Origin of the sequence: Jiella endophytica, from assembly GCF_004519335.1 — a bacterium.
GTDB classification, from domain to species: Bacteria; Pseudomonadota; Alphaproteobacteria; order Rhizobiales; family Rhizobiaceae; genus Jiella; species Jiella endophytica.
Genome location: NZ_SOZD01000002.1, coordinates 794,371 through 818,600 on the forward strand (window position 1 = coordinate 794,371; position 24,230 = coordinate 818,600).

Genomic DNA, 24,230 nt, shown 5'->3' on the forward strand with positions numbered 1-24,230 from the left:
CGCCGCTCTGTCGCATGCGAAGCTATTCCTGCCTTACTCGAAACAGCAGGCACACGGCGAGTTTGCGCTTTTCTTCGTCACCGAGAGAGCGCAGAGCAGCGATGACGTTTCGCGCCTGGGCGATGAGATCGGCGGCTTGGGTCGAGGGGAAGAGCGACGGCTCATTGGGAAGGTAGTCAGCCCGGTTGCGCTCGACCTGAAGCTGAACGACGGACTGGCCGATGATCCGAAACCTTGCGTCATCCTTCAGCGGGAGCTGCAGAAAAACACTCTTGAGAGGGCCGTGATCGAGCGAACGGTAGGTGCGGACATACTCCCAGCTGTCGGAGCTCACGTCAGGCAGCAAGCTCTTGCTCGCAAGTTCGGCCAAGGCATGAAAAACCGCGTAGTAGGTCGCACTGACGGCCCGGCGCCGTGAGGCAGGGTTCTGACTATCGCGGAGCAAGGCCTCCGCGGTGAGAAGCAGTTCATCGATCATCGTTCGAGCCGAAATCGCCAGCCGGAGCCACGCTGCCGGGCGCCGGCTCTGGCCGGCGATACGTCAGGAGCGCGAATCGTCTGTCTCCGCGATCGAGCAGCGCTCCCCAGACCTCGCCCCCCACATCGAGCATCGCGCGGCCCGATACCTGCCGGTCGACATCCACTGTCATCCTCAGAACCACATCCCCGTCGAAATCCTCCTCGGAACTGACGGTAACGCCGCGATAGCCGAACTCCTTCAGTCGCTCCCGCAAGATGGGATCAGCCATGCGACGGGCTTCATCGTCACTCAACTCGATGATCATCGACATCGCGTTTCTCCTCTCCGCGCCCCAGCCTCTCAAACCGGCCGCGCGCGGTCACTCACCCATTCAACCCTGGCTCAACCCTCCGAACAATGTCGGCATGTCGAGCGGGCGAAAGCCGTAATGTTCGAGCCAGCGGATATCGGCGTCGAAGAAGGCGCGAAGATCGGGCATGCCGTATTTCAGCATGGCGATGCGGTCGATCCCCATTCCCCAGGCAAAGCCCTGATAGACGTCCGGGTCGAGGCCGACACCCCTGAGGACGTTCGGATGGACCATGCCGCAGCCGAGGATCTCCATCCAGTCGTCGCCTTCGCCGAAGCGAACCTCGGCGCCTGACCGGTCGCACTGGATGTCCACCTCGAGGGACGGCTCGGTGAAGGGGAAGAAGGACGGGCGGAACCGCATCTTCACCTGCGGCACCTCGAAGAACGCCTTGCAGAACTCCTCCAGCACCCACTTCATGTTGGCGATGGTGGAGGTCTTGTCGACCACGAGACCCTCCACCTGATGGAACATCGGCGTGTGGGTCGCATCGGAATCCTGCCGGTAGGTCTTGCCCGGAATGACGATGCGGATCGGCGGCTGCTGCGCCTCCATCGTGCGGATCTGCACCGGAGAGGTGTGGGTGCGCAGCACCTTGCGCTCGCCCTTGTCGTCGGGTGCGAGGAAGAAGGTGTCGTGCATCTCGCGGGCGGGATGGCCCTCGGGGAAATTCAGCGCGGTGAAATTATAGTGGTCGGTCTCGATGTCCGGCCCTTCGGCGATCGAAAAGCCCATATCGGCAAAGATCGCGGTGATCTCGTCGATCACCTGGGAGATCGGATGGATCCGGCCCCGCGCCGCGGCGCCCTGGCGCACCGGCAGCGTGACGTCCACCCGCTCGGCCCGAAGTCTTTCGGCGATCGCCTTTTCGACAAGCTCTTCGCGCTTGGCGGTGATCGCGTTCTGCACCCGGTCGCGCAGGCCGTTGAGGCGCGGTCCGGCCTCCCTGCGCTCATCGGGGCTCATTTTGCCGAGCCCCTTCATCATCTCGGAGATCCGGCCCTTCTTGCCGAGCTCGGCAATGCGGATCGCCTCGAGGTCCGCCTCGTTCGCGGCCCCGTCGATCGCGGCAAGAAGCTCGCCCCCCAGCGCTTCGGTATCGCTCACCAGTCACCTCTTCTTTTTGCAACGCGCCCTGCCTTCGCACGGCAGGAAAGCGGCGTCATGACAAAAAAAGGCCCGCTGCGGCGTCCGCGCGGGCCTTTCCTCGATTAAAAAACTTCGTCCTGGGCATAACCCGTCCGAAAGGTCGATCGACCTTTCGGTATCATGCGTCAGGCCGCGCGCTTTTCTCCGACCGCCCGCTCATAGGCGTTCGGAAACTCGCCGTCCTTCAGATAGGCGAGCGCCGTCTTAGCGGATTCGCAGAGCGCCGCGAAGGCCTCCGGCTCGTGGATCGCGATGTCCGACAGGACCTTGCGATCGACCTCGATGCCGGCCTTGTTCAGGCCGTCGATGAAGCGGCCATAGGTCAGGCCGTGCTCGCGGACGGCAGCGTTGATGCGCTGGATCCAGAGGGCCCGGAAATTCCGCTTCTTCACCTTGCGGTCGCGGGTCGCATACTGCTTCGAGCGGTCGACGGCGGCCTTGGCGGTGCGGATAGTGTTCTTGCGGCGGCCGTAGAAACCCTTGGCCTGCTTCAGAACCTTCTTGTGCTTGGCGTGGGCGGTAACGCCCCTCTTCACGCGTGCCATGATCTAAACTCCTGAAATGTCTTCAAATGCCTGGCGACGCGCGGCTCAGCGGTCGTAGGGCATGTAGGTCTTGACGATCCGCTCGTCGGGCTTCGACAGGATCATCGTGCCGCGCGCGTCGCGAATGAAGTCGTTGGAGCGTTTGATCATGCCATGGCGCTTGCCTGCGGCTCCCGCCTTGACGTGGCCGTTGGCCGTCATCCTGAAGCGCTTCTTGGCGCTCGACTTGGTCTTCATCTTGGGCATTTTGCTCTCCTTCAAGGGATCGCGACGCGGGCCCGGACCGTCTCGCGGCGGCCTCGAACGCACCTTCGGGGAAGGGATTGTCGCGAACAGCATTTAGAGCCGCCACGGCATGCCCTGCCGGCCGGCTCTTGTCTGAACGGTCGGTCTCTTACGCGAGCGGGCGAAAAGACGCAAGATCCCTCCCGACACTCGGCCTGCCGACCGGCGAGGCGGGTGCGGCGCTTGATCGGCGCTCCACCCTCCGCCATAAGGCCGGCAACACAGTGAAGCGTCCTCCCGGAGCCGCCCTATGAGCGCATTCTCCCCCCGCGTCTTTTCCGGCGTGCAGCCGACCGGAAACCTGCATCTCGGCAATTATCTCGGTGCGATCCGGAAGTTCGTCGCGCTGCAGGAAAGCCAAGACTGCATCTATTGCGTCGTCGACCTCCACGCGATCACCGCCCAGCTCGTCCATGACGACTTGAAGAGCCAGATTCGCTCGATCACTGCGGCATTCCTCGCCGCAGGCATCGATCCGAAGCGTCACATCGTCTTCAACCAGAGCCGCGTCTCCGGCCATGCGGAACTGGCCTGGATCTTCAACTGCGTCGCCCGCATCGGCTGGATGAACCGGATGACCCAGTTCAAGGAGAAGGCCGGCAAGGACCGCGAGAACGCCTCGCTCGGGCTCCTTGCCTATCCGAGCCTGATGGCGGCGGACATCCTGCTCTACCGGGCGACCCACGTTCCCGTCGGCGACGACCAGAAGCAGCATCTGGAGCTGACCCGCGACATCGCCATCAAGTTCAACAACGACTTTTCGGGTCGCATTGCCGCGGCCGGTCTCGGCACCGAGATCGCCATGGGCGAAGAAACGGTGAATGGCTATTTCCCGATCACCGAGCCGCTGATCGGCGGCGAGGCCACCCGGGTGATGAGCCTCAAGGACGGATCGAAGAAGATGTCGAAATCCGACCCGTCGGATCTCTCGCGCATCAATCTGACCGACGACGCCGAGCAGATCGCCCGCAAGATCAAGAAGGCCAAGACCGATCCGAACGCCCTGCCCTCCGAGCCGAAGGGCCTCGAAGGCCGGGCCGAGGCCGACAATCTCGTCGGCATCTACGCGGCGCTGGCCGATCTCAGCAAAGCCGACGTGCTGAAGGATTTCGGCGGCCGGCAGTTCTCGGAGTTCAAGCCGGTGCTTGCCGAACTCGCGGTGGAAAAGCTTTCGCCGATCAATGCCGAGATGCGCCGGCTGATCGACGATCCCGCCCATATCGACGCGGTCCTCAAGGACGGCGGCGAGCGGGCAGGCGCCATCGCCGAAAAGACGATGGCGGACGTCAAGGAAATCATCGGCTTCCTGCAGTAGTCGGGCGAAAGCTCGCGAAATCATCGGCCTTCGGCTATCTTCCGGGAAAGTCGTCAGCTGTTGCGCGAGGGATGTGATGGCCAAGGAATCGCTGACCGTGACCCTTTCGGGCGCCGCGGCGGAGAAGCTCCGCCGCCTGTCGGAGGCCTCCGGCCACGATCCCGCCGCCTATCTCGGTGTCATGCTGGACGAGCATTTCGTGGAAGACATGGCCGAGATCGCCGAGCTGAAGCGGCGGATTGCCAGCGCGGACGCCGGAAACGTCGTTCCGCATGAAGGATCGGCGGACGCAGCCGCCTCGCCCCACCTTGCCTCCACCCCCACTGCCCGCCATTTTACCGCTCATGGTTTCGAAACGACTCGGCCGGGAAGCCGGCGGCAAACGCAAGTTCCTGGCGATCATCGACGGCACGCCCGAATGCGGCCGAGCGGCCTCCTATGCCGCGCACCGGGCCAAGGCGAGCGGCGGCAGCGCCGTCCTCCTCTACGTCATCGAGCCTGGCGATTTTCAGCACTGGCTGGGCGTCGAGAAGCTGATGCGGGCCGAGGCCGAGGAGGAGGCCGAGAACAGTCTCGCCAAGGTCGCCGAGGATCTGCGCGAGATCGTCGGCATCGAACCCGAGACGGTGATCCGCGAGGGCAAGATCATCGAGGAGATCCACGCCCAGATCGAGGCTGATCGGGAGATCGCCATCCTCGTGCTCGCAGCCGGCGAGGCCGGCGAAGGCCCCGGACCGCTGGTCTCGGCGGTCGCCGGCAAGGGCGCGGCCTTTCCGATCCCGGTGACGATTGTTCCGGCGTCGCTGACCGACGATGAGATCGTCAGCCTCTGCTGAAGGCTGCAGTCGAGCGCCGGAGGCTTGTGGCAATGGGCAACACACCGTTCGGCCGTCCGAAAGGTCGCTTCGGTCCCGCTGACATAGCCAGCGCAACACACCATCTGTTGCGGCAGAGGCGGCGAGCCGGTAAGATTTAGAAGAATTCCAAGAACCGGCGCAAGGACGGCCGGTGAGAGGCAAAGACGATGTTCATTCAGACCGAAGTCACTCCGAACCCAGCGACCCTGAAGTTCCTGCCCGGGCGGGTGGTGGTCGATTCCGGCACCGAGGAGTTCTCCTCGGCAAACGAGGCCGAGACCCGCTCGCCGCTGGCGGCCAAGCTGATGGCGATCCCGGACGTCTCCGGCGTCTTTTTCGGCTACGATTTCGTCACCGTGTCGAAGAGCGGCGCCGAGTGGCAGCATCTGAAGCCGGCGATCCTCGCCTGCCTGATGGATTACTTCATGTCCGGCGAGCCGGTCATGGCCGTTTCCGGGGGGCCGGCAGCCAGCGGCGGCGAGGAGTTCTTCGAGCCGTCCGACGAGAAGACCGTCGCGACCATCAAGGAATTGCTGGAGACGCGCGTGCGTCCGGCCGTCGCGCAGGATGGCGGCGACATCACCTTCCGCGGTTTCAAGGACGGCACGGTCTATCTCAACATGCGCGGTGCCTGCGCGGGCTGCCCGTCCTCGACCGCGACGCTCAAGCACGGCATCCAGAATCTGCTGCGCCATTTCGTGCCCGAGGTGGAAGCGGTCGAGGCCGTCGAGGCTGCCTGAGGAAGTGACCTGACGGTGCGGAGATATCGCGAAACAAAGTGCACTTGGTAGCGCGCAATCATCTTCCGCCCCGAGCAGTGCAGTTGATCTGGATTACTCGGTGGTACAGATTTGACGCGGACTCAAAGATGCAATCGGAGCGTCGCCCATGGAACTCTCGGTGACTGCCGCCAAGGCTCAGCTGATGGAACTGGTTCGCCGCGCTGAAGCGGGAGAGGAGATTGTCTTGACCCGCCGCGGGCGCGCAGCCGCTCGGATCGTTTCAGTCCCTAGCCACGCAACGAAATCGGAACGTGCCACACGGCTGGACCAGCTTCTTGGGGCAGGCCTTCGTGAAAGCGGCCAGGCCGAACTACCGAGTGCTGCGCGAAGCCAAGATTTCCTCTATGGAGACGACGGCCTGCCCAAATGATAGCCGTCGACACCTCTGCTCTCATTGCGGTCTTGCAGAATGAAGAGCGTGGCGTCGATTGTCTGAACGCAATGAAGGCCGCCGACCGTGTCGTCATTTCTGCCGGAACGACGGCTGAAGCGCTTATCGTTGCGACACGCCGCCGGATGCGAACCTCCATGTCCACGATGATCGAGGACCTGGGTTTCGAGATCATCGCTGTAACCCCGAGCATGTCCCGGTTGGTGGCTGATGCCCATAGACATTACGGGAAAGGCGTTCATCCCGCTTCTCTCAACTTTGGCGACTGTTTTGCCTATGCTCTCGCTAAGGAACTCCGGCTACCCCTCCTTTACATCGGCAACGACTTCGCTCAGACCGACATCACCGCAGTGATCTGATATCCAGAGGATGCAACTGGAACGTCTGATGCGTCCGTCGCTAGCAAAGTACTCATACTGATCCATTCGCTTTTCGCTGATGCCTCCGCTCGTCCTTGCCATCGATACCGCCTTTTCCCGCTGCACGGCGGCCGTGTTCGATGCGGCGGGGGACGGCCGGCTGCTCGCCTCGGCCGAGCCCGAGATCGGCAAGGGCCATGCCGAACGGCTGACGGGCGTGATTGACGAGGTTCTGGCCGAGGCCGGAATTACTTATCGCGATCTTCAGCGCATCGCCGTGACGACCGGCCCGGGCTCCTTCACCGGCATCCGCGTCGGTGTCGCCGCCGCACGGGGCCTCGCCCTCGCGCTCGACATTCAGGCCGTCGGCATGTCCACCCTCGACGCACTTGCGAATGGCGCGATCGCCATGGCAGGCGGCAATGCCGAGCTTCGTGGCGGCCAAAGCACCACACCAGTTCTCGCCGTCATCGATGCTCGGCGCGGCGAGGTCTATGCGGCGTTGTATTCGTCGGACGGATCCGCCCTGAACGGCCCTGCCGCACTGCTTCCCGCAGACCTCCCGGCATTCGTCACCTCGGCGATTGCGGGTGGCGGTCCGGTTTCAGCCACCGCACTCCGTCTCGTCGGCAGTGGCGCGGCAATCGCCGCAGCGGGTCTTTCCGACCACGATTGCGTCATCCTCGACCCCAGTGACCGGATCGATCCGGAGACCCTCGCCCGCCTCGGCGCGCTTGCCGAGGCGGGCGAAGCGCCGCGCCCGCTCTATCTGCGCTCGGCCGATGCCAAGCCCTCGAGCGCTCCCTCGCTCCGCCGCGCACCGACGGAAAGCATTCCCTAATCGGCTTGCGAATATCATAGTGTTTTCAGTAAGGGCGCCTGCCCGCCCTAGGGTGCCACGGATCGGTCGATCATGGTCCCGAAACCGTGTCGGTCAGGGGCAGGGAGGAGCGCGTCATGTACTGGTTTCTGCCCTGGGTTTGGACGGCGAGCTGGCTCGAGACGATTCTCGGCCATGGCGAGCCGGTGGTTGCGGAGCTCGGTGACGACGATCTCGACGCCGCCGCGGATCTTCACAGCGAAGCCTTCGATCAGCCCTGGTCCGGCGACGAGCTCGGCACGCTGCTCGCCCAGCGCGGCAGCTTCGGCTTCGTGGTGCGCCTTCCTGGCCAGCCGCTGGGTGCGCCGCTCGGCTTCGTCCTCGGCCGCTCCATCGCCGGCGAGGCGGAAATCCTGACGATCACCGTCGCCCGTCGCAGCCGCCGTGCCGGGGTGGGCCGGCTGTTGATGGACCACGTGTTGCAGAAGCTGCACGCCGACCGCGTCCAGTCGCTGTTTCTCGAGGTCGACGAGGAGAACGAGCCGGCCCTGAGGCTTTACAAGCGGCTGCGTTTCGAGGAAGTGGGGCGGCGACCCGCCTATTATCAGCATTCCGACGGCCGGCGGACCAGCGCGCTCACCCTCAAGCGGACATTTGCCGCCGCGAGGTGACGTCGCCCGGGCCGCCCGCCGCCACGAGCCTCATGACGCACCGATCGTGACCGAAAGCCCCCGACGAGAGAGCCCGCCGTCATGATCGCCAAGCTGCGTGTGGCGTTCGTCGCCGCGGTGCTCGTTTCGATGACCCTTGCCCTCTGGCCGCTGCAGGCGCTCGCCATGCGGCGCGGCTGGCCGATCCAGCGCAAGCTGCCGCATCTCTGGCACGTCGTCGCCTGCCGCGTCGCCGGGCTGACGGTGCGGGTGAAGGGCACCCCCGCGACCGGCCGGCCGCTGCTGATCACCTCCAATCACCAGTCCTGGTCGGACATCATGGTGCTCGGCCGGGTGATGCCGCTCTCCTTCATCGCCAAGGCCGAGGTGAAGGACTGGCCGGCCTTCGGCCTTCTGGCACGGCTGCAGCGCACGGTCTTCGTCGAGCGCGAGGCGCGCGGGCGCACTGCCCATCAGGCCTCGGCGATTGCCGAACGGCTCTCGGAAGGCGATGCCATGGTGCTGTTTGCCGAAGGCACCACCTCGGACGGCAACGAGGTGCTGCCCTTCCGCACCGCGCTGTTCGGCGCCGCACAGATGGCCTTGCGCGAATCCACCTCCGGCTCGGTTCTCGTGCAGCCGGTCGCCGTCGCCTACACCCATGCCAACGGACTGCCGCTCGGGCGCTACTCTCGCCCGCTCGCCGCCTGGCCCGGCGACGTCACCCTCGGGCCGCATCTTCTCGCATTTCTGAAGGAAGGCGCGATCGACGCGACGGTCGCGTTCGGCGAGCCGATCGCCTTCACCGAAACCTCCGATCGCAAGGCCATGGCCCGGAGCGCCGAAGCGAGCGTCCGCCGGCTTCTCGCCGAAGCCCTCGCGGACCGGCTCTGACGATCGGCGAAAGAGACGCGAACCGGCGCTTGCGCTCGGTCACGATGGCGTCGATATAAGAAGCGAGAGTCATCGCCGGACGATCTGCCGCCGATGTCCGCGACGGCCAGCCAACGAAAGCCGAAACTGAAGGGCGCATGACGGATACGAGCCAAGCGACACTTTCGCCGACGAGACGAGCCGGTTCGCGCAAGGTCTTCATCAAGACATATGGCTGCCAGATGAACGTCTACGACTCCCAGCGCATGGGCGATGCGCTGGCGAGCGACGGCTATGTGGCGACGCAGGCGATCGAGGAGGCCGACCTCGTCCTCATCAACACCTGCCACATCCGCGAAAAGGCGGCGGAGAAGATCTATTCCGAGCTCGGCCGCATCCGCAAGATGAAGCTGGAGCGCGCCGCCGAGGGACGCGAGCTGCGTGTCGCCGTGGCCGGCTGCGTCGCCCAGGCCGAGGGCGAAGAGATCATCGCCCGCGCCCCCGTCGTCGATCTCGTCGTCGGGCCGCAGACCTATCACCGGCTGCCGCAGGCGCTGTCGCGGGTCGAAAAGGGCGAGCGGGTGGTCGACACCGACTACGCCGTCGAGGACAAGTTCGAGCATCTGCCGAAGGCCGAGCGCAAGGAGATCCGCGCGAGGGGCGTCAGCGCATTCCTCACCGTCCAGGAAGGCTGCGACAAGTTCTGCACCTTCTGCGTCGTTCCCTATACGCGCGGCTCGGAAGTCTCCCGGCCGCTTGCCCGGATCCTCGACGAGGCCCGCCAGCTTGCCGAGGCGGGCGTGCGCGAGGTGACGCTGCTCGGGCAGAACGTCAATGCCTGGCATGGCGAGGACGCCGCCGGCCGGCCTGTCGGCCTCGGCGGTCTCGTCTTCGCCCTCGCTGCGATCCCAGGGATCGAGCGGCTGCGCTACACGACCTCGCATCCGCGCGACATGGACGACGAACTCATCGCCGCCCATCGCGATCTGCCCGAGCTGATGCCCTATCTGCATCTACCGGTCCAATCGGGATCGGACGCCATCCTGAAGGCGATGAACCGCCGCCACACAGCCGACGACTATCTGCGGCTCGTCGACAGGATCAGGGCCGCGCGGCCCGACATTGCGCTTTCCGGCGATTTCATCGTGGGATTTCCGGGCGAGAGCGAAGCCGATTTCGACGCGACCATGCGCCTCGTCGAGGCAGTGGGCTACGCCTCGGCCTTCTCGTTCAAATATTCGCCTCGTCCCGGCACGCCCGGCGCCGAGCTTACCGGCCATGTCGAGGAAGCGGTGAAGACCGAACGCCTTGGCCGCCTGCAGGACCTGATACGCCGGCAGCAGCAGGCATTTTCCGAAAGCCTCGTCGGCAAGACCCTCAGCGTCCTCGTCGAAAAGCCCGGCCGCCATCCCGGCCAGATGGTCGGGCGCTCTCCCTATCTGCAGCCGGTGGTGATGTCCTCCGGCGAGATCGGCGAGATCGTCGAAGTCGAAATCGTCGAGGCCGTCGCCAATTCGCTGATGGCCGCAGCCCCCCTCTCCTTCGAGCGCCCCGAGCGCGGAGGTCCGTTTGCCGCGTAACTCATCGTCAGATCTGAAGCCGCATGTCGGCCCCGGGGCCTCGGACATGACCCATATCGTCCTCACTTTCGAGGACAACAGGCTGGCCAGCGCCCTGTTCGGCCAGTTCGACGAACATCTGGCGCTGCTCGAGCAGAAGCTCGGCGTCGACTGCCGGGCGCGCGGCAACAAGGTCGAGATCCGCGGCGCACCCTCGGCCGTCGAACAGGCGCGGCGGGCCCTCGATCATCTGTACGAGCGCCTGCAGCGTGGCAGCGAGATCGGCGGCAAGGACGTCGACGGCGCGGTGCGCATGGCGATCGCCCAGGATGATCAGCTCTATCTGCCGACGCTCGAGAAGAAGGGGCGGATGGCGCTTGCCCAGATCTCGACGCGCAAGAAGACCATCCATGCCCGCACGCCCACCCAGGACGCCTATATGCGCGCCCTCGACCGGGCCGAGCTGGTCTTCGGCGTCGGCCCCGCCGGCACCGGCAAGACCTATCTCGCCGTCGCCCATGCGGCGCAGCTCCTCGAACGCGGCCAGGTGGATCGCATCGTACTGACCCGGCCGGCCGTCGAGGCCGGCGAGCGGCTCGGCTTCCTGCCCGGCGACATGAAGGAGAAGGTCGACCCTTATCTCCGGCCGCTCTACGATGCGCTCTATGACATGATCCCGGCGGAAAAGGTCGAGCGGGCGCTGACCGCCGGCGCGATCGAGATCGCGCCGCTCGCCTTCATGCGCGGACGCACGCTTGCCAATGCCGCCGTCATCCTCGACGAGGCGCAGAACACCACCTCGATGCAGATGAAGATGTTCCTGACGCGCCTCGGCGAGAACGCCCGCATGGCGGTGACCGGCGATCCCTCGCAGGTCGACCTGCCGCCCGGCCAGAAGTCCGGGCTCGTCGAGGCGATGCGGGTTCTCGACGGTGTCGCGAACATCGTCACGGTGCGCTTCGAGGCGAAGGACGTCGTCCGCCATCCGATGGTCCAGGCGATCGTCGAGGCCTATGAACGCGACGCCACCGAGCAGCGCGGCGCCAGCGGCGCGCCGCTCGACCGCTGAGGCCTCGGTTGATGCGTCATGGACGAGTGACTCGGTAAGCCGGCGTAATCTATTCTCGCGAAAGCCTGGAGCGATGGGCAAAGCGCCTGAAACCACGATGTTCGAAGACGGACAGGACGAGGCCGTGACGGCCGCGCTGCACGGCTTTCCCGGCATTGCCGTCGCCATCTCAGTCGATGCGTCCGCTTGGTCGCAGGCGATTCCCTACGAGGCGCTGGAAGCGTTGACGCTGCGCGCCCTCGGCGCCGCTGCCGGCCATGTCGGGCTTCCCACCGCGCTGGAAACCGAGATCTCCGTCACCTTCTCGGACGATGCAACGGTGCGCGAGGCAAACCGCGAATGGCGCGGCAAAGACAAGCCGACGAACATTCTTTCCTTCCCGATGGTGCAGCTGACGCCGGGCGACCTGCCCGGCCTGCTCGCCGGCGATCTGCTGATCGCCTTCGAGACTGTCGCGAAGGAAGCCGCGGCGGACGAAAAGTCGCTGGCCGACCATCTTGGCCATCTTCTCGTCCACGGTCTGTTGCATCTTCTCGGCCATGACCACATCGAGGACGACGAGGCGGCGGCGATGGAGGCTCTCGAGATCGCCATCCTGGCGGGCCTCGGCATTGCCGATCCCTATGGCGACCGGCCGCTTCGAACGGTCCCGGCCGGGACCAGGGATCCTCTGGCGTGATCGGTCTCGCAACTCGGCGAGCGATCCACTATAGTCCGGGATGATTGAGCTTTGAGTGAGACGATGCCACGCGAGGACCACGCCGCTGAAGGACCGGCCGCCGAACCGGCGACCGCGAGCGGCGACAACAGCGGCGACGACCGAAGTCGCCTCCAGCCACATTCTCCCCAGGCCAATGGCGGACGGGGATTCTTCGACGGCCTGTTCGAGCGGCTGCGCCCCCGCATGCCCCGGCTCGTGCGCGAGGACCTGACCAAGGCGCTCCTGAGCCAGAGCCCCGAGGAGGACGCCTTCTCGCCCACCGAGCGGGCGATGCTCAACAACATCCTGCGGCTCCGCGAGGTCCGCGTCGAGGACATCATGGTGCCGCGGGCCGACATCCGCGCCGTCGAGATCACCACCACCCTCGGCGAGCTGATGAAGCAGTTCGAGGCGAGCGGCCATTCCCGCATGCCGGTCTATGGCGAGAGCCTCGACGATCCGCGCGGCATGATCCACATCCGCGACGTCGTCGGCCACATCACCCGCGTCGCCCGTCCCGCCAAGCAGCAGAACGGCAACGGCACGGCGAGGAAGCCGCGGGCCGGCCTCGACCTTCGCCAGATCAACCTCGCCCGCAAGGTCGAGGACCTCGGCATCATCCGCAAGGTGCTGTTCGTGCCGCCCTCGATGCTCGCCACCGACCTGATGGCGAAGATGCAGGCGGCGCGTATCCAGATGGCGCTGGTGATCGACGAATATGGCGGCACCGACGGCCTCGTGTCGCTGGAAGACGTCATCGAGATGGTGGTCGGCAACATCGAGGACGAGCACGACGACGAGGCCCCGATGATCATCGAGCGGGGCGACGGCATCTTCTATGCCGATGCCAGGGCCGATCTCGACGAGGTGAAGCAGGTCGTCGGCGAGGATTTCGACATCTCCGAATATGAGGAAGAGGCCGACACGATCGGCGGCCTCCTGTTCTCCGAGCTCGGCCGCGTCCCGGCGCGCGGCGAGGTCGTCCAGGCCGTGCCGGGCTTCGAGTTCCAGGTGCTCGAGGCCGATCCCCGGCGGGTGCGTCGGGTGCGCATCGTCCGCTTCCGCCAGGGCGAGAAACGCCGCCGCATCGTCGAGGGCCTCGCCGACCAGGCTTGAGGCGGACACGGCCGGCGCGATCCGAAGCCAGCCTGAAGAAAGCCGTCTGGCCTCAACTGTGGTTCTGGGCTACAGCATCGCCCCGAAGATCGCGATCCTTTTCCGGCAAGCACGATGCCGGGATTCGACATCGTGGAGCGTCCTTTGTCCTTTCGGACTGACGGAGGCTCTCGGGCCGGCGCGACGGGCAAGTGGATTTCAGGCAGCGGAACTGCGGGCGGGGGCCTTTGGGCGCAGTGATCACCCAGAGCGGGAAGACCGGGGGCTTCGTCGAGCGTCTGGCAGGCCGCGTGATGCTGCTCGAAGGTCTGCCGCGCGTCCTCGCGGCGGTCGGCGCCGGGGCGGTGGCTGCCCTTGCCTTGCCGCCGCTCGACTTTCCCGCCGCCGCCTTCATCGCCTTTCCGCTTCTCGTCTGGCTGCTCGACGGGATCGGCGCCCGGCCGGGGCTGATCCGCACGCTGCTGGCGGATTTCTGGATCGGCTGGCTGTTCGGCTTCGGCTATTTCGTCGCCGGTCTCTGGTGGCTCGGCAGCGCCATGCTGGTGGATGCCGCAGCCTTCGCGGTCTTCATCCCGTTCGCCGTCCTCGGCCTTCCAGCGGTGCTCGCAGTCTATTTCGGGCTGGCGACAATGCTCGCCCGGCGCTTCTGGTCGGACAGTGCCTCGCGCATCCTCGTTCTCGCGGCCTCGTTCGGCCTCTTCGAATGGCTGCGTTCCTTCGTCCTCACCGGCTTCCCCTGGAACGAGATCGGCGTCCTCGCCGCGCCGACGCCGATGCTGATGCAGTCGGTCAGCCTGATCGGCCTGCACGGTCTCAGCCTCCTTGCGGTGATCGTCTTCGCGGCGCCGGCGGTGCTGGCGGATCGCCACCACCGCCTGCCAGTGCTCCTATTCGCGATCCTTGTCGCCGCCGGCCATATCGGCTTCGGCGCCTGGCGGCTGTCGGCCCATCCGACGCAGTTCGTTGATGGCGTCGACGTCAGCGTCGTCCAGGCGAACATCGCCCAGTCCGACAAGTTCGACGAGGCGGCGGCGCAGAAGATCTTCTCGAAGCAGATCGCCGTCACGGAGAAGGGCCGCGAGGCGCGCGCACCCAACCAAACGCAAGAGGCGCCGGCGCAGGGCGCGAAGATCATCTCGGCCGCACAGAAGCGGCAGACGCTGATCGTCTGGCCGGAATCCTCCCTCCCCTTCATCCTCACCGAACGGCCGGAGGCGGTCGCCCGCCTCGCCGACATGATCCGGCCGGGCGAGACCCTGATCGCCGGCGCGCCGCGGATCGAGCCGCTGGCGACCGGCGGCGAGCTTCTCTACAACTCAGTCATCGTCGTCGACGACAATGGCGAGATCGTCGACGCCCGCGACAAGGTGCATCTCGTGCCGTTCGGCGAATACATGCCCTATGGCGCCTTCTTCGAGCGGTTCGGCATTCTTAACCTCTCCCAGATGCCGGGCGGGTTCTCGCCGGGCACCCAGCGCGAGATCGTCAGGCTGGACGGTGCGCCGGCCTTTCTGCCGCTGGTCTGCTACGAGGCGATCTTTCCCGCCGAGATCGCCGCGAGCATAGCCAACGACCGTCCCGGCTTTCTCGTCAACGACACCAATGACGGCTGGTTCGGCAGGACGCCCGGCCCCTATCAGCACCTGAAGCTCGCGGAGATATCCGCCGTCGCGGTGGGCCTGCCACTGGTGCGCGCCGCCAATACCGGGATTTCAGCGGTTACGGACCCCTATGGCCGGGAGATCGACGCACTCGCGCTCGGAGCGACGGGGACGATCGAATCCCGGCTTCCCGCCGCTGCCGCGGCAACGCCATATTCCCGCCTTCGTAATCTTCCCTTTATGATGTTGCTGAGTGCAACTTTCCTTGCCGGATTGACCGGCTGGTTATTGATCAGTCGGCAAACGGATTGACAAGCCAACGGTAATGGGCGACGCCGTGGGGAAATTCTAAGGGGCGATGATCTTTGTAAGTGAGCCGCCGGCCCCCCTTGCCGGCTGCTGTCACGGCCCGACCGGACCCGTCGGCCGGAGCGAGAGGCGTATGCGATGCAGGAGAGCAAGAAGAAGCCGAACCCCATCGACACGCATGTTGGCTCGAGGGTCAGGCTGCGCCGGACCATGCTCGGCATGAGCCAGGAAAAGCTCGGCGAAGCGCTCGGCATCACCTTCCAGCAGGTGCAGAAATACGAAAAGGGCTCGAACCGGATCGGCGCGAGCCGCCTCCAGCACATCTCCGACGTGCTCAATGTGCCGGTTGCATATTTTTTCGAGGACGCGCCGGGATCTCCCGCCCAGACGAGCAGCGGGATGAGCGAGACCGGCTCCGACTACGTGGTCGATTTTCTTTCGACATCCGAAGGACTTCAGCTCAATCGGGCCTTCGTCAGGATTGCCGATCCGAAGGTTCGCAAGCGCGTGATCGACCTCGTGCGGACCCTTGCCGGCAGCTCCGACGACCTGCCGAAGTCTTAAAAAACGGGCGATTTCGACCGTTTTACCACCACTTGTGGCTTGATTTCGCCACGTCCTTGGCCCAAACCCCCATCGGTCCGCGGGAAACTTCCATTCTCGTAAATTCTGTCAGAGTCAGCATCTGCGACTAGCCGCGCGGGGGTCGACCCCTGCCCGGTGGCATGCGGCTCAGAAGAAGGAAAAACGAATGCAGCGCATGGACTATCTATTCACCAGCGAGAGCGTCTCCGAAGGACACCCGGACAAGGTGTGCGACCGGATCTCGGACGAGATCGTCGATCTGGTCTACCGGGAAGCCAAGAAGGGCGGCGTCGATCCCTGGTCGGTCCGTATTGCCTGCGAGACGCTCGCGACCACTAACCGCGTCGTGATCGCCGGCGAGGTGCGCCTGCCGCCCTCGCTGATGAAGACCGACAAGGCCGGCAAGGAAGTCATCAACCCCTCGCGCTTCAAGTCGGCGGCCCGCCGCGCCATCCGCGACATCGGCTACGAGCAGGACGGCTTCCACTGGAAGACCTGCAAGATCGACGTGCTCCTGCATTCGCAGTCGGCCGACATCGCCCAGGGCGTCGACAAGTCCCATGAGAGCCGCGACAAGGAAGGCGCCAACGACATCGAGGAAGGCGCCGGCGACCAGGGCATCATGTTCGGCTACGCCTGCAAGGAGACGCCGGAGCTGATGCCGGCGCCGATCTACTATTCCCACAAGATCCTCGAACTGCTCGCCGCGGCCCGCAAGTCCGGCGAGGGCGAAGCCGCCAAGCTCGGCCCCGACGCCAAGAGCCAGGTGACCATCCGCTACGAGAACGGCGAGCCGGCCGAGGTCACCTCGATCGTCCTGTCGACCCAGCATGTCGATGAGAGCTGGGATTCGGCAAAGGTCCGCCAGGTCGTCGAGCCCTATATCCGCCAGGCCATGGGCGACCTGCCGATCGCCGAGAACTGCGTCTGGTACATCAACCCGACCGGCAAGTTCGTCATCGGCGGCCCGGACGGTGACGCCGGCCTCACCGGCCGCAAGATCATCGTCGACACCTATGGCGGCGCAGCGCCCCATGGCGGCGGCGCCTTCTCCGGCAAGGACACGACCAAGGTCGACCGCTCGGCCGCCTATGCGGCGCGCTATCTCGCCAAGAACGTCGTCGCGGCGAACCTTGCCGAGAAGTGCACGATCCAGATCGCCTATGCGATCGGCGTCGCGCAGCCGGTGTCGGTTTATGTGAACCTTCACGAGACCGGCAAGAACGTCACCGAGGAGCAGGTCGAGAAGGCCATCCGCTCGGTGATGGACCTCTCGCCGACCGGCATCCGCCGCTCGCTCGACCTCAACAAGCCGATCTACGCCAAGACCGCCTCCTACGGCCATTTCGGCCGCAAGCCCGGCCGCGACGGATCGTTCTCCTGGGAGCGGACCGATCTCGCGCCGAAGCTGAAGGCCGCGGTCAAGGGCTGAGGCCACCGACTTCGCCCGACCGGCGGCCGTCGGTTGGGATGGGGCCGCGAGGACCGCGCAGAAAATCCATCGGGCCCGGCCATCGCCGGGCCCTTTGCTTTGTCAGGCGATGGCAGCACGATGGCGGTGAAGGGCCGGATCGTCGCGCGCGTCGGCCGCATCGAACCGGAGCCATCTTCCATGGTCGCAGAGGACCATCCCGAGCGTCGGCGCGAAGCCTTTTTCGGCCGGCTCAAGGGGCCAAAGCTGAGAGCGCATCAGGCTGACCTGATCGAGACGCGGCTGCCGCAATTGCGGGTCGATCTCGCGGAAGCGGCCCCGACCGATCTTGCGAGCCTGTTTCGGGCCCCGGTCGAGCGAATCCGGCTGGAGATCGGCTTTGGTGGCGGCGAGCATCTCCTCCATCGTTCCGGCGAGGATCCCGCCTGCGGCTTCATCGGCGTCGAGCCTTTCGTCAATGGCATGGCGAAGCTGCTGTCGGCCCTCGAAGATGCTCCCCGGGGCAATCTTCGCCTCTATGACGACGACGCGACGCAATTGATCGACTGGCTGCCGGAGGCCTCGCTCGACGCCGTCGACCTCCTCTATCCCGATCCCTGGCCGAAGAAGAAGCACTTCAAGCGACGCTTTGTCAGCGCCCGCAATCTCGATCGCCTCGCCCGCGTCCTGAAGCCGGGCGGGCTGTTCCGCTTCGCCTCCGACATCGACACCTATGTCAACTGGACGCTGCGCCACGCCGCCGACCACCCGGCCTTCGAATGGACGGCAAGGCGGCCAGCCGACTGGCATGAGCCTTTCGCAGGCTGGCCCGGCACCCGTTATGAGGCGAAGGCGATCCGCGAAGGACGCCCGCCCGCCTATCTGACGTTCAGGCGAAGCGGCGGCTGATCGAGCGCGAACCGCGAAGCTGCGGCCGCCGAAACGGCTTGGATAGATCAGTCATTCAGACTAGCGAGATCCGTACTTTTCGGCCGACGATCTCGGCCGCGCGCTGCAATGTGGCGATCGTCACGTTGCCATCCTTCGGATCGAGCAGACGACTGATCTGGCTGCGACTGGTACCCATCTGCTCGGCCAGCCGCTTGCGCGAGAGCTTCTGCTCTTTCATCGCCTGTTCGATCTGCCAGGCCAGCACTTCCTTGATCGCGATCGCCTCGAATTCATCGCGAGTGCCTTCTGCATCGAGAAACCCATCGAGGCTCGTCAACCCATCGAGGGTTCGTGTCACTTTATCTGTCATGACGATCACGCCTGAAAAACTGGCTCGGCCAGATTGAAATGCCAGGTCAAGGCAAGAATTCCTTCATCCGCTGACGGGCGAGCGTCAGTTCGCTGTCCGGGGTCTTCTGCGTCTTCTTGATGAACCCGGAAAGCACCACAATCCGCGCGTCATGCGCACAGAAAAACACCCGGGCGATGCGTCCGCCGGGCAATGAGCTACGCACCTCCCAGAGGCCGTTTCCCATCGCGCGGCAAAGCGGCATTCCAATCGGCCATCGATATTGCACACGCATCAAGTCCAACCCAATGGCCCGCCGATCGACCTCATTGAGACCTCGAAGCCACTCGAGGACGACCTCGCCGCCAGAGCGGGTTCGGTAGAAAACCAGAGGGATCTTGCGTGGGTCTTCGGCCTCCATCCTGCACCATATAATGTACAGTTCTGACCGGCCGATCAAGCCTAGGACGCCGTGCGTCCGAATGGACGCATAAAGGACGCTCTAACTTATTGAATCGCCGCATTGTGCTTTCCGAAAATCGATTCTGATTTTCGGGCCGATGCTGTAGAGCCAAGCCTTATTTCGCTACTGACAGCCGGTCGGCAGATCAGCGTCACTCCCCGGCAGCAGGCTTTCGGTTACCTCGACGTCGCTTCAGGAGGTTCGTCAACTGGCTGCGGTCTGCCGCACCGGTGAGGAAGGCGAGGACGAAGTAGATCGCCATCGCCGCGACCACCAGGCCGCCGAGCGCCGGAAGTTCGCGGTGGAGCGAGGCGCCGGAGGACAGCCACGGCGACAGTTCGCGCAGGCCGAAGAAAAGGGCGACGCCCATGATCCCCGAGCACAGGCAGACCAGCGCGACCCGCTTCAGAAGCGCCCTGTCGATCTCCCAGAGGCCGCGTCGATAGAGGCCGAGAAACAGCAGGCCTGCGTTCAGCCAGCCGGCAATGGTCGTCGCGAGCGCGATGCCGCGTTCGGCGAAGAGCCAGAACAGGCCGAGGGAGAGGACGATGTTGGCACCGGCGGAGATCAGTGTCGCGATCATCGGCGTCTTGGTGTCCTCCCGGGCGAAATAGCCAGGCGAGAACACCTTGATCATCACGAAGGCCGGCAGGCCGAGGGCGTAGAGCCCGAGCACCGAGGCCACCGCGACGGTCGCCGACGGCTCGAACTGGCCGCGCTCGTAGATCACCCGGATGATCGGCTCGGGGATCAGATAGAGCGCGACCGCTGCCGGTACGGTCAAGAACAGCGCGAATTCGAGGCTGCGGTTCTGGGTGTGCTGCGCCTCGCGCAGATGACCCGCCTTCAGCGCGCGGGCAAGTTCCGGCAACAGCACGACGCCGATCGCCACCCCGACCATGCCGAGCGGCAGCTGATAGGGCCTGTCAGCATATTGGAGAATGGAGACGGCGCCCGGCTTGAAGGAGGCGATCGCCTGGCCGACGAAAAGGTTGATCTGGGTGATGCCACCGATCAGCGCGGCGGGTCCGGCAAGGACCAGCAGGCGTTTCAGCCCCTTGGTCCAGCGCGGGCGCTTCAGCGCAACGCCGAAGCCGGCAAGGCGCATGGCGATCACCACCATGGCCAGCTGGGCAAAGCCCGCGACGAGCACGCCCCAACTCATCAGGAAGCCGATCGTCTGCTTGTCCGCCTCGATCCACAGCGCATAGGAAATCACCCCGATCAGGATGAAATTCAGCAGTGTCGGCGCTGCGGCGGCGGCGAAGAAGCGGCGGAAGGCGTTGAGGATGCCGGAGACCATCGCCAGCATCGACATGCAGGCGAGATAGGGAAACATGATCCGCGAAAAGGCGATGGTGATCTCGTAGCGATCGGCGCAGGAGATCACCTCGCCCCCGGCGGAAGGATCGTCGATGCAGACCGCAAGGCCCGGCGCGATGATCGTCTTCACCAGGATCGGCATGAAGATCATCGCCAGCACGGTCAGCGCCGTCAGTACCGTGAACAGCGTCGAGAAGATCTCCGACGCAAAGCGCCGCGCACCGTCCTCGCCCTCCTCTTCGAGCGATCGGGCGAACAGCGGGATGAAGGCCGAGTTGAACGCTCCCTCCGCGAAGAGCCGGCGGAAGAGGTTGGGAAAGCGGAAGGCGAGGTTGAAGGCATCGGCGACCGGCCCGACGCCCAGCGCCGAGGCCATCAGCATCTCGCGGGCGAAACCGAAGATGCGGCTGACGAGGGTCGCTCCGCCGACGGTGGCAAACTTCGACAGAAGGCTCATTGCCGGGTCAGCCCGTAGGCCTTTTCCGCCGACAGGACGTCGGCCGTCATCGGTTCCGAGCCGGGATTTTCGAAGACATGGGTCAGCCAGGTCTCGATCCGCTCGGTGCGGCTCTGGCTGGTGATCTTGGTGCCGAGGAGGTCCGTCACGTAGAACACATCGACGACCTTTTCGCCGTAGGTCGAGATGTGCGCCGAGCGGATGTCGAGGTTGAGATCGGCCATGGCACGGGTGAGGTCCGACAGGAGCCCGGGCCGGTCGAGACCCTCGACCTCGATGACGGTGAACTGGTTGGACAGGTCGTTGTCGACCCTGACGCTCGGATGGATCGAGAAGGCCGAGGGCGGCCGTTTGGCCTTCTGACCGGAGATCAGCCGCTTGCGGGAATCCTTGCCCTGCAGCAGTGCGCGGATATAGCCGGAGATCCGCTCGCCGCGGCGCAGTTCGTCGGCATCCTCGGCAAATTCGCGGTTGAGGACGAGAACGTCGAGCGCCCTGCCGTCCGACATGGTGAAGACCTGCGCATCGGCGATGTTCGCCCCCGCCCCGGCGCAGGCGCCAGCCAGCATCGACAGGAGGCGCGGATGGTCGGGCGCCAGCACCATGATCTCGGTGATGCCCTGGAAGGCGTCTGTCCGCACCTGCGTCTGCAGCGGCTCCTTCGTCTCCGCAGCGCGGATGAAGACGGCATGGCGCACCTGCTCGTCGAGCGGCGTCGTCAGGAAATAGTTCGGATAGTGCAGGTCGAGATAGGCGCTGCGCTCGGCCTCGCTCCAGTCGGCGAGCCGGGCCGCCAGCCGCTCGCGTGAGGCGCCCAGCCGCTCGGCCCGCGTCGAGCGGGTGAAGCCGCCGGTGAGCGTCGGCTCGGTCTCGAGATAGAGGGTGCGCAGAAGCTGGCCCTTCCAGCCGTTCCAGACCCCGGGCCCGACCGCGCGGATGTCGCAGACCGTGAGGATCAGCAGGAGGTTGAGCCGCTCCAGGGTGCGGACCCGTTCGGCGAAATCGAGGATGGTCTTGCGGTCGTTGATGTCGCGCTGCTGCGCCGTCATCGACATCAGGAGATGATCCTCGACCAGCCAGGCGACGAGTTCGGTCTCCCGCTCGTTCAGCCCGAGCCGCGGGCAGAGCCGCCTTGCGATCCGCGCGCCAGCGATAGAATGGTCCTCGGGTCGGCCCTTGGCGATGTCGTGCAAGAGCAGCGCCACATAGAGCGCCCGCCGGTCCTTGATCGAATCGACGAGGTCGCTCGACATCGGATGGGCATCGACGAGTTCGCCCCGCTCGATCCGCGAGAACACGTTGATGGTGCGCAACAGATGCTCGTCCACCGTGTAGTGATGATACATGTTGAACTGCATCATCGCGACGATCTTGCCGAATTCGGGAATGAACCGGCCGAGAACGCCAGCCTCGTTCATCCGCCGCAGGTGGAATTCCGGGTGGTTGCGGTCGGTGAGGACGTCGAGGAACAGGCTGTTCGCCTCGGGATTTTCCCGAAGCTCGGCGTTGATCAGCCGCAGCGACCGGCGGATCAGCTTCAACGTGTCGGGGTGATATTCGAGCTTGTTCGAGGCGGCGAGCCGGAACACCCGGATGAGGTTCACCGGATCGTCCTTGAAGACGCTCGGCGAGGAGACATTGATCCGGTTGTTGTCGATGTGGAAGTCGACCGTGCCGGGGATCTTCTTCGCCCGGCTGCGCAGGTTCCGCACGAGGTTGCGGATGCCGGCGATGCCCGGGGCGGGCTTGGCGTGCTGCTCTTCCAGCGCCGCGCAGAGGATGCGCGTCAGATCGCCGACGTCCTTGGCGATCAGGAAGTAGTGCTTCATAAAGCGCTCGACGTCCTTCAGCCCGGGATGGGCGTTGTAGCCGAGACGTTCGGCGATCTCGGGCTGGAGGTCGAAGGACAGGCGCTCTTCCGCCTTGCCGGTGGCGAAATGCAGGTGGCAGCGCACCGCCCAGAGGAAATCCTCGGCCTTCTGGAACAGCTTGAGTTCGCGCCGCGAGATCACGCCGAGTTCGGCCAGGGCTTCCGGGCTGGTCACCCGGTAGTGATATTTGGCGATCCAGAACAGCGTGTTGAGGTCGCGCAGGCCGCCCTTGCCCTCTTTCACATTGGGCTCGACCAGATAGCGCGTATTGCCGATCTTGGCGTGGCGGGCGGACCGCTCGGCGAGCTTGGCGGCGATGAATTCCTCGCTGGTGCCCTCCACCACCTCACGCTCGAAGCGCGTCCCGAGTTCCTGGAACAGCGAGCGGTCGCCGACCACCAGCCAACGCTCGAGGATCGAGGTCCGGATCGTCATGTCGGCGCGGGCGAGCCGGATACATTCATCCACCGTGCGCGAGGCGTGGCCGACCTTGAAGCCCAGATCCCACAGGAGATAGAGCAGATATTCGACGACCTGCTCACCGAGCGCCGTCTGCTTGTAAGGGAGGAGGAACAGGAGATCGATGTCGGAGCCCGGCGCCAGCGTGCCGCGGCCATAGCCGCCGACGGCGACGATCGCCATGCGTTCGCCGGCCGAAAGGTTCGACGAGGGAAAGACGTGGCGCAGGGCGAAATCGTGGATCCGCTCGATGAAGACGTCCTGGATCGTCGCAAGGCGGCGCGCACAATCGAGCCCCGCCCGATCCTCGCGAAACGCCTCTTCGACCCGCGAGCGCGCCTCGCGGATTTCATCGCGCAGCAGCGCCAGTACCTTCCCCCGCGCCTCGTCGGAGGCGCCGCCGGCGCTGTCGGCCTCAGCGATCGCCGTCAGCCGTTCGGTCAGCCCGTCCGCGTCGACGAAGCCGGAAACGTCGATCTGGGGAACGATGTCCTCGTTAGGGATCGGATCGGTGCGGTTGGCAACCGCTTGCTGGGACATCTGCTATCCTGCGGCGTCTGGAATGAGCCGCCCGGCTATAGCGCAACTCTCCCGACCCGGCAAAGAGAAGGGCCGCCCCAGCTCCGGCTGGGACGGCCCTCGACATGATTGCGCGCGATGCGCAGTCCTTCGTGAGAAGGCTTATTGGGACTGGCTTTCCGGGGAATCATCCGGAAGCGCCTTGCCCTCCTGGGTCGTCGCATCCTCGCCCGGCGAGAAGTCGGCACCCGAACCCGGGACGAGAATCTTGTCGTTGGTCGGCTCGTCGTCGTTGGTAATGGCGCCGGTCGACATCGCATCGTCGCCGGAAGACACCGCGTCACGCTCCTCGGCGCGCTTCATCTCGCGCTGCGATTCGCTGCCCGGAACCATGGTCTCGCTCTCGGACTGAGCGGACTTGGCGGTGCTCATCCCCGGATTGTCGGCGACGTTGTCACGTTCCTCGGAGTTCTGGATCTCCATCTGCGATTCCGAGCCGGGAACGATGGTCGGGTTGGTCGAGGTCTGCGCGAAGGCGCCATAGCTCAGCATCGAAGCGCCAAGAAGGGCAGCCGAAAAGATCGCTGTCGTTTTCATGATAGTCCTTTCAGGTGTTCGTTACCGAACGCGATATTCTTGCCACTGCTTGGCGGCTTGTCCGGCATTTGTCTGACTTGCTGATGCTGTCACAA

Annotated in this window: 26 protein-coding genes; 16 read left to right on the forward strand and 10 right to left on the reverse strand. The window is 65.1% G+C overall.

Going from position 1 to position 24,230, the window contains the following annotated elements; all coding sequences use genetic code 11:
• Positions 1–22 precede the first annotated feature (22 nt).
• The 5 genes from E3C22_RS08740 to rpmI all read right to left on the reverse strand — a co-directional run bounded on the left by E3C22_RS08740 (position 23) and on the right by rpmI (position 2,770).
• Positions 23–478 (reverse strand): hypothetical protein, encoded by a 456-nt coding sequence (locus E3C22_RS08740; protein ID WP_134761600.1) that lies wholly within the window; start codon positions 476–478, stop codon positions 23–25.
• The gene (locus tag E3C22_RS08745) at positions 468–791 is read right to left on the reverse strand and encodes a hypothetical protein (protein WP_134761601.1); all 324 of its coding nucleotides are present in this window, start codon (positions 789–791) and stop codon (positions 468–470) included. Before E3C22_RS08745 ends, E3C22_RS08740 begins: the two co-directional genes overlap by 11 nt.
• A gap of 60 nt (positions 792–851) precedes the next feature.
• On the reverse strand, positions 852–1,937 hold the full coding sequence (gene pheS, locus E3C22_RS08750) for a phenylalanine--tRNA ligase subunit alpha (protein WP_134761602.1): 1,086 nt from the start codon (positions 1,935–1,937) through the stop codon (positions 852–854).
• 167 nt (positions 1,938–2,104) lie between these two features.
• Positions 2,105–2,524 (reverse strand): 50S ribosomal protein L20, encoded by a 420-nt coding sequence (gene rplT / locus E3C22_RS08755; RefSeq protein WP_134761603.1) that lies wholly within the window; start codon positions 2,522–2,524, stop codon positions 2,105–2,107.
• Positions 2,525–2,569: 45 nt separating this feature from the next.
• Positions 2,570–2,770 (reverse strand): 50S ribosomal protein L35, encoded by a 201-nt coding sequence (rpmI, locus tag E3C22_RS08760; RefSeq protein ID WP_134761604.1) that lies wholly within the window; start codon positions 2,768–2,770, stop codon positions 2,570–2,572.
• A gap of 289 nt (positions 2,771–3,059) precedes the next feature.
• On the opposite strand from rpmI, the gene trpS reads away from it, so the two are divergent.
• From trpS to trmB, 16 genes are all read left to right on the forward strand, one after another.
• Complete coding sequence (gene trpS / locus E3C22_RS08765) at positions 3,060–4,124, forward strand: tryptophan--tRNA ligase (protein ID WP_134761605.1); 1,065 nt, start codon at positions 3,060–3,062, stop codon at positions 4,122–4,124.
• Positions 4,125–4,468: 344 nt separating this feature from the next.
• The gene (locus E3C22_RS08770; RefSeq protein ID WP_134761606.1) at positions 4,469–4,960 is read left to right on the forward strand and encodes a universal stress protein; all 492 of its coding nucleotides are present in this window, start codon (positions 4,469–4,471) and stop codon (positions 4,958–4,960) included.
• A gap of 188 nt (positions 4,961–5,148) precedes the next feature.
• Positions 5,149–5,721, forward strand: a complete 573-nt coding sequence (locus tag E3C22_RS08775) for a NifU family protein (RefSeq protein WP_134761607.1) — start codon at positions 5,149–5,151, stop codon at positions 5,719–5,721.
• Between the two features lie 148 nt (positions 5,722–5,869).
• Positions 5,870–6,133, forward strand: coding sequence for a type II toxin-antitoxin system Phd/YefM family antitoxin (locus tag E3C22_RS08780; RefSeq protein WP_134761608.1), 264 nt, complete (start codon positions 5,870–5,872; stop codon positions 6,131–6,133).
• On the forward strand, positions 6,130–6,513 hold the full coding sequence (locus tag E3C22_RS08785; protein WP_134761609.1) for a type II toxin-antitoxin system VapC family toxin: 384 nt from the start codon (positions 6,130–6,132) through the stop codon (positions 6,511–6,513). Before E3C22_RS08780 ends, E3C22_RS08785 begins: the two co-directional genes overlap by 4 nt.
• Positions 6,514–6,592: 79 nt before the next feature.
• Positions 6,593–7,354 (forward strand): tRNA (adenosine(37)-N6)-threonylcarbamoyltransferase complex dimerization subunit type 1 TsaB, encoded by a 762-nt coding sequence (gene tsaB, locus E3C22_RS08790; RefSeq protein ID WP_134761610.1) that lies wholly within the window; start codon positions 6,593–6,595, stop codon positions 7,352–7,354.
• 116 nt (positions 7,355–7,470) lie between these two features.
• Positions 7,471–8,004 carry a GNAT family N-acetyltransferase gene (locus E3C22_RS08795; RefSeq protein WP_134761611.1) on the forward strand — a complete coding sequence of 178 codons (534 nt, stop codon included), beginning with the start codon at positions 7,471–7,473 and terminating at the stop codon, positions 8,002–8,004.
• 81 nt (positions 8,005–8,085) lie between these two features.
• Positions 8,086–8,877, forward strand: a complete 792-nt coding sequence (gene olsA / locus E3C22_RS08800; RefSeq protein ID WP_134761612.1) for a lyso-ornithine lipid O-acyltransferase — start codon at positions 8,086–8,088, stop codon at positions 8,875–8,877.
• Between the two features lie 137 nt (positions 8,878–9,014).
• Entirely contained in the window at positions 9,015–10,436 is a 1,422-nt protein-coding gene (gene miaB / locus E3C22_RS08805; RefSeq protein ID WP_134761613.1) for a tRNA (N6-isopentenyl adenosine(37)-C2)-methylthiotransferase MiaB, read from the forward strand.
• A 46-nt stretch (positions 10,437–10,482) separates the two neighbouring features.
• Positions 10,483–11,484, forward strand: a complete 1,002-nt coding sequence (locus E3C22_RS08810) for a PhoH family protein (RefSeq protein ID WP_134761614.1) — start codon at positions 10,483–10,485, stop codon at positions 11,482–11,484.
• A gap of 97 nt (positions 11,485–11,581) precedes the next feature.
• Positions 11,582–12,163 carry an rRNA maturation RNase YbeY gene (gene ybeY, locus E3C22_RS08815; protein WP_134761615.1) on the forward strand — a complete coding sequence of 194 codons (582 nt, stop codon included), beginning with the start codon at positions 11,582–11,584 and terminating at the stop codon, positions 12,161–12,163.
• 63 nt (positions 12,164–12,226) lie between these two features.
• Positions 12,227–13,300, forward strand: a complete 1,074-nt coding sequence (locus E3C22_RS08820) for a hemolysin family protein (protein WP_167591718.1) — start codon at positions 12,227–12,229, stop codon at positions 13,298–13,300.
• Positions 13,301–13,593: 293 nt separating this feature from the next.
• Entirely contained in the window at positions 13,594–15,213 is a 1,620-nt protein-coding gene (gene lnt, locus E3C22_RS08825; RefSeq protein WP_134761872.1) for an apolipoprotein N-acyltransferase, read from the forward strand.
• A 135-nt stretch (positions 15,214–15,348) separates the two neighbouring features.
• A complete protein-coding gene (locus tag E3C22_RS08830) occupies positions 15,349–15,774 on the forward strand; it encodes a helix-turn-helix domain-containing protein (RefSeq protein ID WP_134761616.1) in 426 nt (141 codons plus the stop codon).
• A gap of 187 nt (positions 15,775–15,961) precedes the next feature.
• Positions 15,962–17,227 (forward strand): methionine adenosyltransferase, encoded by a 1,266-nt coding sequence (metK, locus tag E3C22_RS08835; protein ID WP_134761617.1) that lies wholly within the window; start codon positions 15,962–15,964, stop codon positions 17,225–17,227.
• Between the two features lie 180 nt (positions 17,228–17,407).
• Positions 17,408–18,115 carry a tRNA (guanine(46)-N(7))-methyltransferase TrmB gene (trmB, locus tag E3C22_RS08840; RefSeq protein WP_134761618.1) on the forward strand — a complete coding sequence of 236 codons (708 nt, stop codon included), beginning with the start codon at positions 17,408–17,410 and terminating at the stop codon, positions 18,113–18,115.
• Between the two features lie 55 nt (positions 18,116–18,170).
• Here the strand turns inward: trmB and E3C22_RS08845 are convergent, their stop codons facing one another.
• The 5 genes from E3C22_RS08845 to E3C22_RS08865 all read right to left on the reverse strand — a co-directional run bounded on the left by E3C22_RS08845 (position 18,171) and on the right by E3C22_RS08865 (position 24,135).
• Positions 18,171–18,467: a helix-turn-helix domain-containing protein gene (locus E3C22_RS08845; RefSeq protein WP_134761619.1), complete on the reverse strand. Its 297-nt coding sequence runs from the start codon at positions 18,465–18,467 to the stop codon at positions 18,171–18,173.
• 46 nt (positions 18,468–18,513) lie between these two features.
• Positions 18,514–18,867 carry a type II toxin-antitoxin system RelE/ParE family toxin gene (locus E3C22_RS08850; RefSeq protein WP_134761620.1) on the reverse strand — a complete coding sequence of 118 codons (354 nt, stop codon included), beginning with the start codon at positions 18,865–18,867 and terminating at the stop codon, positions 18,514–18,516.
• Between the two features lie 193 nt (positions 18,868–19,060).
• Positions 19,061–20,689 (reverse strand): murein biosynthesis integral membrane protein MurJ, encoded by a 1,629-nt coding sequence (murJ, locus tag E3C22_RS08855; RefSeq protein WP_134761621.1) that lies wholly within the window; start codon positions 20,687–20,689, stop codon positions 19,061–19,063.
• A complete protein-coding gene (locus tag E3C22_RS08860) occupies positions 20,686–23,559 on the reverse strand; it encodes a [protein-PII] uridylyltransferase (RefSeq protein WP_134761622.1) in 2,874 nt (957 codons plus the stop codon). The genes murJ and E3C22_RS08860 overlap by 4 nt, the downstream gene beginning before the upstream one ends.
• Positions 23,560–23,700: 141 nt before the next feature.
• Positions 23,701–24,135, reverse strand: a complete 435-nt coding sequence (locus tag E3C22_RS08865) for a hypothetical protein (protein ID WP_134761623.1) — start codon at positions 24,133–24,135, stop codon at positions 23,701–23,703.
• Positions 24,136–24,230 lie beyond the last annotated feature (95 nt).

What these genes read in the sequence shown, in the direction of transcription:
- E3C22_RS08740 (WP_134761600.1), bottom strand. Translation starts at nt 478, where the DNA reads ATGATCGATGAACTGCTTCTCACCGCGGAGGCCTTGCTCCGCGATAGT.
- E3C22_RS08745 (WP_134761601.1), bottom strand. Translation starts at nt 791, where the DNA reads ATGTCGATGATCATCGAGTTGAGTGACGATGAAGCCCGTCGCATGGCT.
- rplT (WP_134761603.1), bottom strand. Translation starts at nt 2,524, where the DNA reads ATGGCACGCGTGAAGAGGGGCGTTACCGCCCACGCCAAGCACAAGAAG.
- rpmI (WP_134761604.1), bottom strand. Translation starts at nt 2,770, where the DNA reads ATGCCCAAGATGAAGACCAAGTCGAGCGCCAAGAAGCGCTTCAGGATG.
- trpS (WP_134761605.1), top strand. Translation starts at nt 3,060, where the DNA reads ATGAGCGCATTCTCCCCCCGCGTCTTTTCCGGCGTGCAGCCGACCGGA.
- E3C22_RS08770 (WP_134761606.1), top strand. Translation starts at nt 4,469, where the DNA reads ATGGTTTCGAAACGACTCGGCCGGGAAGCCGGCGGCAAACGCAAGTTC.
- E3C22_RS08775 (WP_134761607.1), top strand. Translation starts at nt 5,149, where the DNA reads ATGTTCATTCAGACCGAAGTCACTCCGAACCCAGCGACCCTGAAGTTC.
- E3C22_RS08780 (WP_134761608.1), top strand. Translation starts at nt 5,870, where the DNA reads ATGGAACTCTCGGTGACTGCCGCCAAGGCTCAGCTGATGGAACTGGTT.
- E3C22_RS08785 (WP_134761609.1), top strand. Translation starts at nt 6,130, where the DNA reads ATGATAGCCGTCGACACCTCTGCTCTCATTGCGGTCTTGCAGAATGAA.
- tsaB (WP_134761610.1), top strand. Translation starts at nt 6,593, where the DNA reads ATGCCTCCGCTCGTCCTTGCCATCGATACCGCCTTTTCCCGCTGCACG.
- E3C22_RS08795 (WP_134761611.1), top strand. Translation starts at nt 7,471, where the DNA reads ATGTACTGGTTTCTGCCCTGGGTTTGGACGGCGAGCTGGCTCGAGACG.
- olsA (WP_134761612.1), top strand. Translation starts at nt 8,086, where the DNA reads ATGATCGCCAAGCTGCGTGTGGCGTTCGTCGCCGCGGTGCTCGTTTCG.
- miaB (WP_134761613.1), top strand. Translation starts at nt 9,015, where the DNA reads ATGACGGATACGAGCCAAGCGACACTTTCGCCGACGAGACGAGCCGGT.
- E3C22_RS08810 (WP_134761614.1), top strand. Translation starts at nt 10,483, where the DNA reads ATGACCCATATCGTCCTCACTTTCGAGGACAACAGGCTGGCCAGCGCC.
- ybeY (WP_134761615.1), top strand. Translation starts at nt 11,582, where the DNA reads ATGTTCGAAGACGGACAGGACGAGGCCGTGACGGCCGCGCTGCACGGC.
- E3C22_RS08820 (WP_167591718.1), top strand. Translation starts at nt 12,227, where the DNA reads ATGCCACGCGAGGACCACGCCGCTGAAGGACCGGCCGCCGAACCGGCG.
- lnt (WP_134761872.1), top strand. Translation starts at nt 13,594, where the DNA reads ATGCTGCTCGAAGGTCTGCCGCGCGTCCTCGCGGCGGTCGGCGCCGGG.
- E3C22_RS08830 (WP_134761616.1), top strand. Translation starts at nt 15,349, where the DNA reads ATGCAGGAGAGCAAGAAGAAGCCGAACCCCATCGACACGCATGTTGGC.
- metK (WP_134761617.1), top strand. Translation starts at nt 15,962, where the DNA reads ATGCAGCGCATGGACTATCTATTCACCAGCGAGAGCGTCTCCGAAGGA.
- trmB (WP_134761618.1), top strand. Translation starts at nt 17,408, where the DNA reads ATGGTCGCAGAGGACCATCCCGAGCGTCGGCGCGAAGCCTTTTTCGGC.
- E3C22_RS08845 (WP_134761619.1), bottom strand. Translation starts at nt 18,467, where the DNA reads ATGACAGATAAAGTGACACGAACCCTCGATGGGTTGACGAGCCTCGAT.
- E3C22_RS08850 (WP_134761620.1), bottom strand. Translation starts at nt 18,867, where the DNA reads ATGGAGGCCGAAGACCCACGCAAGATCCCTCTGGTTTTCTACCGAACC.
- murJ (WP_134761621.1), bottom strand. Translation starts at nt 20,689, where the DNA reads ATGAGCCTTCTGTCGAAGTTTGCCACCGTCGGCGGAGCGACCCTCGTC.
- E3C22_RS08860 (WP_134761622.1), bottom strand. Translation starts at nt 23,559, where the DNA reads ATGTCCCAGCAAGCGGTTGCCAACCGCACCGATCCGATCCCTAACGAG.
- E3C22_RS08865 (WP_134761623.1), bottom strand. Translation starts at nt 24,135, where the DNA reads ATGAAAACGACAGCGATCTTTTCGGCTGCCCTTCTTGGCGCTTCGATG.